The organism is Vibrio coralliilyticus (assembly GCF_024449095.1).
GTDB lineage: Bacteria > Pseudomonadota > Gammaproteobacteria > Enterobacterales > Vibrionaceae > Vibrio > Vibrio coralliilyticus_A.
Genome location: NZ_CP024627.1, coordinates 1,515,998 through 1,530,571 on the forward strand (window position 1 = coordinate 1,515,998; position 14,574 = coordinate 1,530,571).

Annotated in this window: 12 protein-coding genes; all 12 read right to left on the reverse strand. The window is 43.2% G+C overall.

Features of this window, described 5'->3' with window-relative positions:
* Position 1: 1 nt before the first annotated feature.
* Positions 2 to 2,614 carry a type VI secretion system ATPase TssH gene (gene tssH, locus CTT30_RS07310; protein WP_239836472.1) on the reverse strand — a complete coding sequence of 871 codons (2,613 nt, stop codon included), beginning with the start codon at positions 2,612 to 2,614 and terminating at the stop codon, positions 2 to 4.
* Between the two features lie 73 nt (positions 2,615 to 2,687).
* Positions 2,688 to 3,617 carry a type VI secretion system baseplate subunit TssG gene (locus CTT30_RS07315; RefSeq protein WP_252036518.1) on the reverse strand — a complete coding sequence of 310 codons (930 nt, stop codon included), beginning with the start codon at positions 3,615 to 3,617 and terminating at the stop codon, positions 2,688 to 2,690.
* 20 nt (positions 3,618 to 3,637) lie between these two features.
* A complete protein-coding gene (gene tssF / locus CTT30_RS07320) occupies positions 3,638 to 5,389 on the reverse strand; it encodes a type VI secretion system baseplate subunit TssF (RefSeq protein ID WP_252036519.1) in 1,752 nt (583 codons plus the stop codon).
* A complete protein-coding gene (gene tssE / locus CTT30_RS07325; protein ID WP_239866594.1) occupies positions 5,382 to 5,804 on the reverse strand; it encodes a type VI secretion system baseplate subunit TssE in 423 nt (140 codons plus the stop codon). The genes tssF and tssE overlap by 8 nt, the downstream gene beginning before the upstream one ends.
* Positions 5,804 to 7,198: a type VI secretion system contractile sheath domain-containing protein gene (locus tag CTT30_RS07330; protein ID WP_252036520.1), complete on the reverse strand. Its 1,395-nt coding sequence runs from the start codon at positions 7,196 to 7,198 to the stop codon at positions 5,804 to 5,806. The genes tssE and CTT30_RS07330 overlap by 1 nt, the downstream gene beginning before the upstream one ends.
* A gap of 60 nt (positions 7,199 to 7,258) precedes the next feature.
* A complete protein-coding gene (gene tssC, locus CTT30_RS07335) occupies positions 7,259 to 8,737 on the reverse strand; it encodes a type VI secretion system contractile sheath large subunit (RefSeq protein ID WP_239836467.1) in 1,479 nt (492 codons plus the stop codon).
* Positions 8,737 to 9,240 carry a type VI secretion system contractile sheath small subunit gene (tssB, locus tag CTT30_RS07340; protein WP_239836466.1) on the reverse strand — a complete coding sequence of 168 codons (504 nt, stop codon included), beginning with the start codon at positions 9,238 to 9,240 and terminating at the stop codon, positions 8,737 to 8,739. The genes tssC and tssB overlap by 1 nt, the downstream gene beginning before the upstream one ends.
* A 19-nt stretch (positions 9,241 to 9,259) precedes the next feature.
* Entirely contained in the window at positions 9,260 to 9,781 is a 522-nt protein-coding gene (locus CTT30_RS07345) for a type VI secretion system tube protein Hcp (RefSeq protein ID WP_239836465.1), read from the reverse strand.
* A 35-nt stretch (positions 9,782 to 9,816) separates the two neighbouring features.
* The gene (locus CTT30_RS07350) at positions 9,817 to 11,223 is read right to left on the reverse strand and encodes a type VI secretion system protein TssA (RefSeq protein WP_252036521.1); all 1,407 of its coding nucleotides are present in this window, start codon (positions 11,221 to 11,223) and stop codon (positions 9,817 to 9,819) included.
* A 403-nt stretch (positions 11,224 to 11,626) separates the two neighbouring features.
* Positions 11,627 to 11,929 carry a PAAR domain-containing contractile injection system baseplate protein gene (locus CTT30_RS07355; protein WP_239836463.1) on the reverse strand — a complete coding sequence of 101 codons (303 nt, stop codon included), beginning with the start codon at positions 11,927 to 11,929 and terminating at the stop codon, positions 11,627 to 11,629.
* Positions 11,926 to 12,495 (reverse strand): DUF6931 family protein, encoded by a 570-nt coding sequence (locus CTT30_RS07360; protein ID WP_252036522.1) that lies wholly within the window; start codon positions 12,493 to 12,495, stop codon positions 11,926 to 11,928. Before CTT30_RS07360 ends, CTT30_RS07355 begins: the two co-directional genes overlap by 4 nt.
* A gap of 4 nt (positions 12,496 to 12,499) precedes the next feature.
* The gene (gene tssI / locus CTT30_RS07365; protein ID WP_252036523.1) at positions 12,500 to 14,482 is read right to left on the reverse strand and encodes a type VI secretion system Vgr family protein; all 1,983 of its coding nucleotides are present in this window, start codon (positions 14,480 to 14,482) and stop codon (positions 12,500 to 12,502) included.
* Between the last annotated feature and the right edge of the window lie 92 nt (positions 14,483 to 14,574).

Consider the following 14,574-nt stretch of genomic DNA (forward strand, 5'->3'; position numbering starts at 1 on the left):
CTTACTGAATAGTAAGTTCGAATCCTTCCTCATTGTTAGCTGCAGTAACAGACACTTGTGTGATTGGCTGTTGTTGGCTTAACCTGCTAATACACTCTTCAGCTAGCTTAGGCATCAAAGAACGGTTAATGATTTGCTCAACAGCTCGACCACCAGTGGTTGGATCTGTATTTTTACCAACAACGTATTCAACGAAGCCTTCATCCCAAGTGAACGATGCTTGATACTGTTCGGCAAGCTTCTTCTTGATCCTATTTAGAGATATCTCAGTGATTTTAGCTAACTCTTCGTCGTTTAGTGGGTAGTAAGGAACAATCGTTGTACGGCCCAAAAACGCTGGCTTAAAATAGTGCTGAAGATCTGGGCGTATCGCTTCAAGGAGTTTTTCATTACTTAGGCGTTCACTATTATCTGCACAAGCATCACAAATAGCCTGATCCGCTGCGTTTGACGTCATAATAATGATAGTGTTTTTAAAATCGACAGTTCGACCTTCGCTATCTTTGATATGCCCTTTATCAAAAATCTGATAGAAGAGATCATGCACGCCAGGGTGAGCTTTCTCCATTTCATCTAACAGTAAGACCGAGTAGGGGTTACGGCGAATGGCTTCTGTTAATACTCCACCTTCACCAAAGCCTACATAGCCGGCGGGAGAACCAAGTAACATAGAAATTTTATGCTCTTCCTTAAACTCGGTCATATTGATGATAGTAAGGTCGTTGCTACCACCATATAGCTGCTCTGCAAGTGCCATAGCGGTTTCTGTTTTACCTACACCACTAGGACCGCACATTAGAAATACCCCAATTGGTTTTCGGCTATCGGTGAGGCCAGCACGAGAAATGCGGATCGCTTTGGCAAGTTCCTGTTTTGCTACATCTTGGCCGATGACTCGATTGTCTAGCTCTTCTTCTAAGGATAAAAGACGGGCGATTTCATCACTCATCATGTTCCCCACAGGAATTCCTGTCCAGTTAGCAATGACCTGAGCAATGGTGTTGTCATCAACCATTGCGTTGACCAAAGGCTCTTCACCTTGTAATTCACTAAGCTGATCAATGAGTGCGTTGAGTTTGTCTTGTTTTGCTTTATCGACGGATTCCCCGGTTTGCTCATCGCCGATTTCTTGCTGAAGCTCTTTGATTTGCTCAACCAAGTCGATTTCTTGCTTCCAGCGGGTTTGATAATCTTCCAGCTTTTTCTCGTTATCCGCAATTTCGGTAGCAAGTTCGGCAATTTCATCTTCCGCAATACCAAATAGCGCATTTTCTTTTTCTAATGCGGTTTTTTCATTTTTTTGGTAACGAATAGTTTGTTCAAGTGCTTCAATAACTTCGGGTTTTGCTCCTTGAGTCAGAGCGATACGAGCACTTGCTGTATCGAGTAAGCTAATGGCCTTGTCAGGAAGTTGGCGACTTGGTAGATAGCGAATGGATAAGTGAACGGCTGCATCTATGGCTGATTCTGCAATAAAGGCACCGTGGTGTTTTTGCAGCGAAGCCGCTATTCCACGAAGCATCTGCTTGGCATCTTCAGCGTTAGGCTCTTCGATCGATACAACTTGGAAGCGTCGAGTTAACGCAGGGTCTTTTTCAAAATACTTCTTATATTCTGCCCAAGTCGTTGCTGCAATGGTCTTGAATTCGCCACGCGCTAGAGCTGGTTTCAATAAGTTTGCAGCATCATTTTGACCAGCAGCGCCGCCAGCCCCAATTAAGGTGTGAGCTTCATCAATGAAAACAATAATAGGTTTTTCACTATTTTTGACTTCATTGATGACGTCCTTGAGTCTGTTTTCGAATTCGCCTTTTACACTAGCCCCAGCCTGAAGTAGACCAAGATCCAAAGAGTGGATTTGTACACCTTGCAGTGCCCCTGGAACTTCATTCTCTGCAATACGTAGTGCTAAACCTTCGACAACAGCGGTCTTACCAACCCCAGGCTCACCTACCATAATTGGGTTGTTCTGACGCTTTCTGCACAGTATGTCTATCGCTTTACGTACTTCGGAGTTGCGACCAGAAATTGGGTCAATATTACCATCTAAGGCTTGCTGAGTTAGGTTTGTGGTGTACTTACTTAACGCATCGTTACCGACAGGTGCACCACTAGTACCATCGGTAGCTGCAGCACTGGTTTTAGAACGTGCTACCGCTGTTTTATTGATTAAGCCTTGCAAGGATTCCAGTGATACATTTTGCAAGCTTTCTAGCTGCAATGTATTCATTCCAAGCACGTTTTGTTGCAACATGGCCTGAATCAAATGAAGGCTGATCACTTCGCCATGACCATAGTTTACAGAGGCAATCATCCAGGCATCTTTTACGATTTCGGTAAGAGCTTGACTGAGAGTCGGTTGGCCTTCATTTCCTTTAGGAAAACGTGCAATTCTTGAGGACAACTCATTCACTAAATTGTCCTGCGAGAGGTTCTGGGACTGAATGAGACTATTCAAATGTTTATCTTGCTGTGAGAGTAGCTGTAATAGCCAGTGCTCAGTCTCAATAGAAGGCACATTTTGGTTCATCGCAGCCCCAGCTGAAACTTCAAGTGCTTGTTTCAGCTCTGGTGACAACTTAGCGACTAGATTTGTTAGCGTAACTTGCGTCATACCGTTTTCCTTGTATCTCAAGAGGCATCAATACGTCTTTAATACCTAGCTCTTATTTGATTCTGAAGTCTCATCACTTCAGAAGAATACTTACTATTTGTTGAGGTTTCCTTTCCGGCGCTAGGCAATCAACTTCGCCCAGTTTAGCCGCGTTATACTTGTTACTGGACAGACGAGGTCTATTCAGATACTCCCGTTTGACGTTGAGATAAACGGAAGTTGAGGTGTTATCTTTTAAATAATGCTGAATCAATTCTTTCATGTGGCTAGCGAGCAAGGGATCAGATTGAATAGCAATCAGCTCACTCTCGGTTTTTGGCGTGATGTAAACCATCAAGTGGCTAAAGTGCGTCAAGCAAGTTTTTCCGATCAAAAAGCCTTGTCCAATACGACTGTTAAAATGTTCTTTTTGACCTAAGCGAGTCAATGAGTCAGACGGAAGTTGTCTTCTTTCATGAGTCTTGGTTGACACTTTAACGTCGAATGGGAAGTAGTCATTGAGCATTTGGCTCAATGTGCTGAGATTCCTCTGGCCTTGGCTCAACAGCATCGAATACTGAAAATACTTACCATGGTTATTTTTGAGAGTGGCAATGTGATTCAGCAAGGCAGTTTTCTCGGGCTGAAGTTCATTCTGGACCACAAGCCAAGAGCCCGTTTCAAGCTGACCTACAATTTCGAAATAGCGCTGATTGAACACATCAAGGAAGTCTTTGAGCGCATGATCGTCATTGTGAAGTGCCGCAAGAAGTTCTTCATAGATATAGTTGGGTATAACGCCTTTCACACCAGATAAAGCTTGCTTTGCTAGTCTTAGCTTTAATCGATTATTTTTTAGTGAAAAATACTGTATCTCACTGGCATCACCTGTTGGCATTGCCTCAGCTTTGAGTTCGAGTTTTACCCGATTCGGGTTTTGATTAACCCAGTGGGTTAATAACCTCATCGCTTGAGCGAAATCGTAGTGTTGTGGGTGTTGGGTTAAATCGTTAATCAATGACATACATATTCCTCAACTAGCGATTACATAGCTAGTTGGCTCCCATGGATTTTAGGGTAGCGTTTTGCAATGCCATCTCTACCGTAAATTCGAATGGATAATTGAATATACCGGTCAAAGCTACAAAACTGTTGGAAAAAACGGTTAAGGACATCGCTAAATACGAGGAATCCGCTTTGTGTATCGAGTGTTAACTCAATTTCAGTGCCAGGGGAGAAGACGTTTTTACCCATAATTCGTATCGCAGAAACCTGAGACCGAATAGAAACGCTGTGAATGGTTTGAATCTCCTCCGCTGAGATTTGCTCTCTGCTGCAAAGCTGCAGCATCTGCTTTAGCTTTTCTGTTGGGTTATCAGAGTGCAGCAAGGAAGAAAAGTTACCATTCAGCAAGCCAACAAATTGCCAGTGCAAGTTGAGGTTTTGTTCTCGTTCAATGGGAGCTGTTGGTGGATAAATCGCTTTAAAAGAACCGGGCAAATCTATGCTTTCCAAGCACTCCATATCACCATTAATACCGCACGCTTGTTTTCCATTGGTACACAGTAGGTGGGTACCATAGAGTTTGTTGAACTCTAAGTCATGGTTAGGTTTTAGGCTGATCGCAAGCTTAAACTGACCGTTGATATCCCGGGAGCTCTGCCAGTAATCGGCATTTGGGTTTGATTTGTAGCTGTCCCTAAATAGAGGGATCAATTGTTTCTCACCTTGAGGCGTGATCTCGAACACTTCTTTTACTTCAACGACCTCAATGTCACTTTCACTGTGTGCGTCTGCATTGACAGGTATGCTGAGGGAGCGTTGATCATAATGGGTCGGCTCACCAGTTTGCTCAAATAGATTAACAGCAGGGACAATATCGAGCTTAAATACTTGATTATCAAATAGACGCATGAATTCAGTTGGTATCGAATTCATAAATAGATTTAATTTGATTTCCGCGCATTCAAATTGCTTAATCGCTTGCCCAAAGTCTTTTAATCGGAAAAACTGACGCTTCTCTTTGAAAAAGAAAAATTCACTGATGAGCTGGAAGCCAGAGAACTGATTGCCTTTTTGAGGAAGAAATAAAAAATTGAGATCACTGATTCGGCTTTTCAGTTTTTCTGCCAATAAAACAACATGCTTTTCGCAGTCGCTATCAGAGATAGAAATGGCTTTAGTCTGACCCAAGAGCAGCTCGACAAGTGAGTCCGCATTATTTTCAAAACCTTGTACGAAAAGATCTAAATCTTGGTGATCCAGTTGAGAAAAATATTTATCTGGATCGCCCGTAGCGAGTGAAAGTTGGATAACCGCTGTTGATTGCTCGGTGCCAGAAGGACGATTAAACCTAAATGGTGCGCTGGATGCTGTTGTATCGGTTAAGGTGAATGGCGCTGTCTTGAGGTCATCTACCGTTGTAAACTGACAAAGTTTTCCTTTTGCTTCCGAAGTAAAATGCGCTCCTTTAGGAAGCAGTACTGACTCTGGAACATCCTCTTCTTGGGATAATTGCAAATAAGCAACGCTTGGGATGGTTTGAGTATAACTAGGGTAGAGTACGCCAAGTAAACCTTCTACAACTTCAGGTAGCTGTTCGGAAAGCTGCTTTTCTACAGTAGCATTTAGTAGAGCAACACCATCTAGCAACCGAGCAAGGCTGGGGTCTTCGATTTGGCCTTGATGGATATTAAGGCGCTCGGCATGTTCTGAATGCTGTTGACCAAATTGACCTAAAGCCCGTCTTACAAAAGTCAGTTCTTGCTCAAAGTAACGCATTAAAGGATCAGTCATAGCTATCCTCCGTCATTACAGTTGTCAGATCATTGAGTGAAATCTTAGAATCGAATACCAGATCTTGTTCCCCTTTAGACGTTTTAGCCTTGGCTATAATATTGAAAACTAATGCGTTTTCATTTTCTTTGCGTTCAAGTAACTCAACCATAATCTGAGTAAGTCGAGGCTCGAAATGTCGAATATAGCTTTCTAACCGTAATGCGAGTTGAGTTTGGTCCAAGCTGGCACTTAGAAGTTGTACATCTTCGATTCCAAAACGCAAATTAGAGCGTTGAAGCTCTGTGAATCGGTCATCAATATCGATTAGAGAGGACTCAGACTCCAGAAGCTTAGTTAGGTGGTACTTGATATCATCAATCTCTTCGCTTTGGCTTGAGCTCTTAGGGTCAATAAATGTTTTCCAAAAGCCCATCACGCAGCCTCATCCAGCTCAGTGGTTAAAACAACTTCGCCTGTAAAGTGATCATATTGATACTGAGGGACAATTCTCAGTGTACAGACAAAACTGCCGGGTTGATTATCCGATTCTGAAACACTTATTTTGGCAAAACTGAGTGGGTATTTAGCCAGCGTCTCTTCGTTTGCGTAGGTGACATTACTGGCAAACTTTTCAACCCACTGGGTTAAAAATAACTCACATTCCGCAGCAGTATTAAAGCTACCAAGCATTTCGCGAACTTGAACTTTTAAATAGTGGGCTACGCGGCAAGACATTAGGCAGGTTTGAATCTGAGTTAATATCTTTTCGTTGTCTGAAGTACCACTTTGCCAAATGGAGTTATTTCCATTGAAAAAGAATTTGTTGCTAAGTGGACTCTTAGTGAGAGGGATAAACCCATGTTGTGCATAAAAGGTAGATATTTGGCCAAAGAGCACAACACTTGTTTGAGGCTCTCGTAGAAACAGACTGTTCTGCTGTTCAATGTTTACAACGGCACCCTGAGATTTATCGTTCCAGCGTGACTTGAGAAAGCCAAACCAGTTTACGCGATGGTACTCTCGCATTATGGTTGCTGCAAACGCAAAGTTCGCTCTACCCCACAGACCAGTTCCTACCTCGTTGTAGATAAAACCTGCCTTAGCGTTGCGATAGCAATGTCGCATACGTATCGAAGGCATCACAAAGCCAACAAAACGTGAGCTTTGCTTACTACGGAGTGATTGCCAAGCTTGGTAGTCTGGTCCTGTGAGAATTTTATCTATTCGATTGATGTCTGAAAGCCAATCGGCACCGGAATCGACAAAAAATTGCTCATCGGGTGAAAAGATCATTGGGCAAAGTGTTGACTCCCCAAGTTTACTGAGAAGCTCTACAGTGAAAAGATCATCATAGTCGGCATCAAAATCCATATCGATTGCAATTGGGTGTGTGTAAACAATGCAACCAAATGGATGACCGCCTAGAGTATTTAATTCTTGATTACCGATTTTGTTGAACAGATTGGAAGCCTTGATATTGTAGGCTTGGTTAACGTCCGCAGACACTTCACTCCAGTCCATATCAAGGAGTTTTAGTTTAGTGCGTTGTTTGTTTACAGGTAATGTGGCGAGGCCTTGTAAACCGAGCCAACTGCTATGAAGGTGCTCAAAGTCTCCATCATGAAGGATTTCATCGAGCTGTTTTGACAGCGCATCATCTAAAAAAGCGACAAGTCGAGAAATGAAATTAACTAGTGACGGTTTATTTTCTAAGGCGGCTGGATTAACTTCAGACAGCAAAAAGAGCGCGTCTCTTAGAAAGTCGCTTTTTTTGCTGTCTAAGGTGGTAAACCTTTGTTGCCAACCCGCATCAAAATTCAGTTTCATATTTTCCTTAGGTGGTAAGTAACAGAAAGGAAGGCCGGATGGTTCCGGCCTTAGTTTTGGTTAACCTGGAATTTTAGCAACCATGCGTACTGAGGTTGTGAGCTCTTCCAGTTGTAGCCATGGGCGTAGGTGAGCGACAGCGGAATATGAACCAGGACGACCTGGTTGCTCAACCACTTCGATTCTAGATTCACAAAGCGGAGTTTTCGCACGTTGCTCGTTACCAATCGCACCAGCATTGGTGTATTGATCGATCCAAAGTTGAAGCTCACGTTGAATGTCTGGCGCTTCTAAATTTGAACCTAGCTTGTCACGTCCCATTACTTTCAAGTAGTGCGCGATGCGGCTACTTGCCATGATGTATGGAAGACGTGCAGAAATAGCAGCGTTAGCTGTTGCATCTGGATCAGTGTAAGTTTTTGGCTTCTGAGTTGTTTGGCCACCAATAAATACACCGTAGTTCGAATTCTTATAATGAACGAGAGGCAGGAAGCCTAGATCGCTGAGTTCTTTTTCACGCTCATCAGTAAGGTTCACTTCTGTTGGACACTGTTGAACTAAGTCACCAGCTTCTGTTTTGTAAGTTAGGTTTGGTAGGTTTTCTACTTTACCACCGTTATCAAGACCACGGATAGAAGTACACCAGCCAGAAGCAGTGTATGCTTGAGTCATTTTCAAACCAAGGTCATAAGCTGCGTTAGACCATACTAGCTGATCATTACTTGATGGGTTTGGATTACCATCCATGTCTGTATCAAGCTCTTCGTAGTCAAATAGCTCTGTACCAAGACCTTTAGCACCATAAGGCAAACGGGCTAGGGTTCTTGGCAGAGTCAGCGTTACGTATCGAGCGTCGTCACTTTCACGGAATGCATTCCAAGCGGCATAAGCAGGTGAGTCAAAACCAGCTGCAACAGGTTTACCTTCGTCAAAAGTAGTGAAGTCATTAAACTCAAACATTTGAGCGTTTGCTGCGGCTACAAATGGTGCATGACACGCAGCGGCAACTTCACCCATATAGCGAAGTAGAGCAACATCTTCGTCTTTAGCACTGAATTCGTAGTCACCGATGAATGTACCGTAAGGCTCACCGCCTGCTGTACCAAATTCACCCTGATAAACAGCATTAAATAGAGGGCTACGGTCGATAGCTGGTGCATCCTCAAATTGGTCTAGCAGCTCCTCTTGTGAAAAGTCGACCATCTTGATTTTCAGATCGCGTCCAAGTTCGCTTTCCTTAACCAGTTTTTGTAATCCTCGCCATGAACCTTCGAGTTTTTGAAGCTCTTTCTGCTGCATAACTTCTGAAAGCTGCTTAGAAAGCTTCTTATCGATTTCAGAAATGGCATTCTCGATAGTTTTAGTAACGTTTTTATCCCACGTTACAGTACCTGAAAGCGCTTGTTCTGTAAGGACTGAAAACAGTTCTTTCGTTGTATCAGCTGGTGTCTGAGTGGTTGCCTCAATGGCTCGGTCAAGAAAACTTAACGAACCTTCTGCTGCTTCGGTTTGCGTTTGATTTTCAGCTTCTGTACTCATTATTCGCCTCCTTCCTTATTGACACCAAGCTCTTCCGACAGTGCATTGATTGTATCGGCACTTTGCAGAACTTCTTTCAGTAGCTTCTCTAGATCACGAGAGCGGTCTGCTTTTGAAAGTAGAACCTTAAGCTGATTGCGTGTTTCAACAAGTTTCTTTAGAGGTTCTACTTGCTCGACGATGGCTTCCGGTTCAAAGTCTTTCATCGAATTGAACTTCAAGTTTGCTTCAAACTGACTGTCATCGTCTGCAAGTACGTTATCGACTTTCAAAGACAACTCTGGACCCACGCGCTTCATCACAGTGTCAAAGTTGTCTTTGTCAACGTTGTAGAAAGTACGATCTTCAACGTCTTCCTTGTCTTGTTTATGGCCAGAGTAGTCACCAATTACCCCAACCACAAATGGGAGTTCTTTGGTTTCTACAGCGCCATTAGTTTCCACATCGTAAGTAATACTTACGCGGTTTTTACTTACACGTTTGTGTTGGGAATTTAGTGCCACAATGGTTCTCCTTAACTAATTAAGCAGCAGTCGAAGTAACTTTTGCAGTGGTTGCATCAAAGCCTACTTCTGGACCTTTCTCGATCTTACCGCCTTCACCTTCGATGTAGTAAGCTTTCGAGATTTCAGTGTAAGTTAGAGAGAAAGATTCGTTTGGTAGAGTGCCGTCAGAACCAGCCATGTTGTAGCTAGACATACGAGCAGCTTTCAACGTTAGGATTAGATATGGATCTGCACCAGAACCTTCACGGTTAGGTTTAGTCATCACGATCTCAACTGTTTTACCTTCACCGCCAGGAGCGTAAAGGAAAGTCGTTAGGTGAGGTGTTGCGCCATCACAGCCACGAGTAATGTTGACTTCGCCTAGTGCCACCATACCTTGGTCTGCGTTGTTTGCATTACCTACATCGATACCTACACCACGTACTGCGTTCCAAGTAACGGTATCAATAGCAAAGAAGCCATCTTTACCACCGATCTTTTCTACTGTTGCCGCACCTTTAGGTGTAGTGCCATCAATTCTCATGAAAATAGAAGCCATGTTGATCTCCTTCGCTAATTAAGCATGTAGTGTATTTACCACTCGAAGTTACTAATACCGCTTTCAGGCTGAGTAGTGTTCGCTTCAGGTTGAGTATTTTGTTCGCTCGTTGTGACTGGCTCCGAAGGAGCGGAAGTCTGCGGAGACGGAACATGAGCACCTGCCTGTGCTAGCACAGATGCAGAGGATAAAGTTTGTGTTGAAGTCATTGGTCTATTGCTTAGATCTGTTTGAGCTAAGTTGTCCATACCTGATATTTGGTTGATATGGGCAATAACGCCGGAGTTGCCCCCCGTCATTTCATTCAACAGTTCTGGCAAGCTCATATAACCCCATCGAATCGCTCTTTCAAGTAGAAATGGAATAGGGCTATGAGGCTCTGTTTGTTGGAAAAACTCAGAAATCTTACGTAGCTCGTGAAAAGCTTGATCCCGATTCGTTATTACGCCCGGCGCTACGTTGACTGGTTGTTCATCGGTAGCTTGAATTGCTTGCTGTACTTGGCTTTGTGCTGACGCTTGCTCAATAACTGTGTCTGAGGTTATTGACTCTGATTGAGGAGCTTCAATGCTATTGCTTGGCTGAGACATAGCATTAGTTTCAGAAGCTGGTTCATCGGCAGCTTGCTTGTATTCACTATCTAGTGGCCAACGTGTGAATTTATCCCCAACTAAATACTGGATAGCATTGATTAAGTCCGCAATGTTGGCTTTGACAAACTTAAAGCTAACCGGAGTGACACCAGCAGATTGGCATTCTTTTGCAATTCGCTTCTCTGCCTCATCAAAATTTTGATAGCTTTCAGAAAGAGCATTGAGCGTGTCTTCTACTTCTTTAGAAAATAGAGATTGAGCTCGGCCTTTTAGATCGGCGATGGTTCCCGCTCGTTCTGCACGTAAAAAATCACCAAAAGATAGCTCATCGATGAGGCCAATCATTTGCAGAGGCATGTACAGTGCTGTCGAATCCTGGCTTTCCCCAACTAACTGTAATAAAGGTTTGGTCCTAAATTCAATCAGCTCTTTAGTTTGACCTGCCTCCTCGCTGCTCTTTAGCTTTTCAATTGGAGGGTGAGGATTAAGAGTTGTCCAGAAAGATTCAACAAAGCCCACCAAAACCTTAGTGGAGCTGGCGAGATTTTCATAAGGTGCGGAAGTAAAGAGTTGGCTTGCAATGTACCAACCTAAGAATTCTGTATCTTTTGTTTGAGAAACGAGGGCATCAAATGTTGAAGTGCGCAACAAGTCCCAGTTGTTTTGATTGGCGTCGATTAAAGCTTCATCACTCGAGGCATCGGGCGTTTCAATCAGTTGACGGAATGATGATTGAGCCGTGTTGTAGTGATTTCTTAATGTACGGTAGGCACTACGATCTAACTTCAGGTAAGTTCCTGATGGTTGCTCTTCTGATATAGGTTTCAATAATGCTTCAATATCAACCATACATTGCCCGTTGCTAGTTGTTCACAAAAAAGTTTATAAAAAGTGTTCTTGCTTATTATTAGTAAATAAAACTGCACCTTTCATAGTCTAGGCTTATTTTTTGAAAAGGCTCGTTCAAATTCATTATTTACCTTGAAAGGTGATCCGCTTCTAGAAAATTGGCCGGATGACGTATATTTTTTATCAATGTCTTGTTTTCTATGTGGTTTACAGGAAATAAAAGTGGTGTTTTTTTTGTTCTTTTGGTGGCGTTTTTTTGAACCGTTTGGCATTTGCATTTCATCGCCCTGTAAGTCGAATGTTCTATTTGCGTGACGAAATGAAATGCTTCAGGAGATGTTTTCTAGTCAGAAGGGCATATTGAGCTGTCGTTTCGCAACAACAGCTCAAATTTAGCAGTTAGCTATCCGCCTATCAAAACGGTGGGCATACCTAATACGATACTGCCGCCGTGAGAGGTTGTATCTCCCATTCTGGCTGCTGGTTTACTCGTTAGCATAACAGTGGCACTTCCTTTGACTATTGAATCTGGTGTACCTACACAGACACATACATCACCAACTGTGGCTGCCGGCATACCACCAATCAAGACGGTTGGTGCTCCTGGGCCAGTTATGGGGCCGCCAACATGAGGGATTGGCGGAACAGCTGGGGTTTGCATTGGGCAAACGTGCATATCGGTTAGCCTTGCAGCTGGTAGCGTCATTTGAGACCTCCGTTTCCTCCAGAAGCAATATCAAGCGCAACTTCAATTGCACTTTTATAATATTGCTCAGATTTATCCCACTCAGGTAGTGAAGCCGCATGATTGATAGCACCGCTGACCGCTTTTGCATAAAGAAATGGGTCAGGTAGCACTGCCGGTAGATCTGGAGCGACGATGCTGCCAGAACCATTCCAAAACACGGCTTGGTTTAGCCATGATGGGCCGCAATTGAGATCTAAACGGTTTGCCAACAATTCTGCTCGTCTGCGCAGTTCTTCTGATGGGGAGAGAGCCCATTGCTTGACGGTATCAAGAGCCATTTTTTGAGCGTCGCTCCAGACATCATTTCTTGTAGATACGCAGCATAAGGCCCACCAGATGCTTTCTCGAACAGGAAGTGCATGCGCGAGGAACTGTACTAAATCATTGTATAAGCGAGCCTGTTGAAGTTTGCTTATCACTTGGTCTATCGGTAACTCTTCTCCAATGATTTCTTTTGCTTCATCAGAGGCTTGAAACCTTGGCAATATTTGAGTGCTGCTTTGGTAAGGGATTTTTTTATACATAGATTTAGTTCACTTTCACAATGGCGCCTTTCAACTCGCCTAATACGCCACCATCGAATGTACCTTTGAGACCCGACTTAAATTCAGCGCTGAGCGAGCCTTCAGCACTTAGTGTTGTACTGGCTTTCATAGCGATGCTAAGCCCTTTAATACTGTTTGAACTTGTCGCTTCAAGTGCTGTAGTCGTACCAGATATTTTATTCGCAGAGGTTGCCTTGCTGGTGACATTCGTCCCTTCCAGATTTAGAGCACTACTTGCTTTGATATCAATGTTGGTCGCCTCAATGGAAATTGAGGATGAGGAGATTGAAATTTTACTAGAACCCACCTTGAGATCGATAGAGTCATCTGCTTCAAGTGTGATTGATTTCGCTGAACCACTCATCGCTTTAGTGACATTGAGCGTGTAGTTGTCTTCAGTGGCTATTGTCATAGCTTTGGTTACAGACTGACTAAGTTCACCTTTCACTGTTTCGGTATGATTATTTTCGACTTCTTGTGTAATGTCTTTGGCAGCATGAATATATACCAGCTCGTTGTCTTTCTTATCGTCGAAGTAGAGCTCGTTGGTTTGGCCAGTTAGTTTAGTTTTAATCCCCGTCTTGGTCGTATTCGCTTCTTTGTAAGGAGGGGCATTTTTGCTGTTATAGACGCTTCCTGTGATAATCGGCTGATCTGGATCGCCATCAATGAAGGAAACCAAAACTTCTTGCCCAACTCGTGGGATAAACTGTGTTCCATAACCGCTTCCAGCCATCATTTGTGCGACACGTACATAGCAACTAGTTTTGTCACCACTAGCCTCGGTGTCCCAATGGAACTGAATACGTACTCGGCCTTGTTCATCTTGATTTATCTCGCCAGCGGTTGAGCCCGCTACTGTCGCACTTTGCAAGCCATTGATGACTTGTTTAGATCTAGGTTTCGGATAGGTTGGCGTTGCTTTCGGTATAAGTTTAACTTCCGTTGCACAACGGACATCATCAGAATAATGTGTGGATGTACTAACGACGGAAAAATCACCGAGCTGAGACTTGTCTAGGTGACTGGATAGAGAAAACCAAGTCGCGATTTCGAACATATCGTGTTCTGCGTGAGCAATGATGGATTGGTAGTCTTGCTCAATTTGTTCAATACGGCGCTTTGCTAAATTACTAGAAAGATCCGTCATATCTCCACTAATACCTAGCTCAGGGTAGTGAACAGAAGCAAGTTTAGTATTGTTCGCGATAGTGTTACTGCTGGTTTTCGCTTTACTTGTGACCAACTTAGATTGCGAATAGTCGTAGGCTGTGAGTTCGACACTTGCGCCGTGGAAGGACATCACAGGAGACCACGACTTAATTAGAGGTAAGCTGCCAGAAGGGGTCTCCTGCATATCGAATTTGGCGACGTCGGCTTTGTCGAAAGGAGACTGAGCATCTTGAATGACCATTGTATGGTCGCCGGACTCATGCTCGAAATAGTAGTGCAGCCCTTCTTCGGCAAGTAATCGTGTAACAAAGTCAAAATCAGATTCGTTATATTGCAAGCAGTATTCTCGTTTGGTCGACGGTAAGCTTGATAGCTTATATTTGCCTTTAAATCCTGCGTTATCAAAGATGTCACTAATGATGTCTTTTGTTGACTGAGTTTGATAAACACGAAAAGAGTGCGTGTGTGTGAGTAGCCAAAACCATGGTCGAAGAGTGATTCGATACTGCATGAATTGCAGGTTGGCATCCAATCCCATTTGCTCGATACGAGCGACAATACCGTTAAAAGAGCGCTGCAGTGTATTACTGCCAGATTCATTGGAATATCGGTTAATCGTCAACAGCTGGCCTAGTTGATCTTTAACGCTGAAATTAGAAGAGACAAGAGTCGCGGTAATCTCAAAAGGAGTAGACAAAGATTGAGTTACAGTAAACTCGCTTACCGTATGCTCTTGATTCTTATAGTCCTTTGCTGAAATTAAGCTAGCCGACGCTGAATACTTATCAGCCATATATTATCCTTGAAATGATGAGTCTGTATGAAAAAAGACCTTAAAAATTATACTGATACATAAGGTATAATTTGTTGGATTTATAAAAAGTA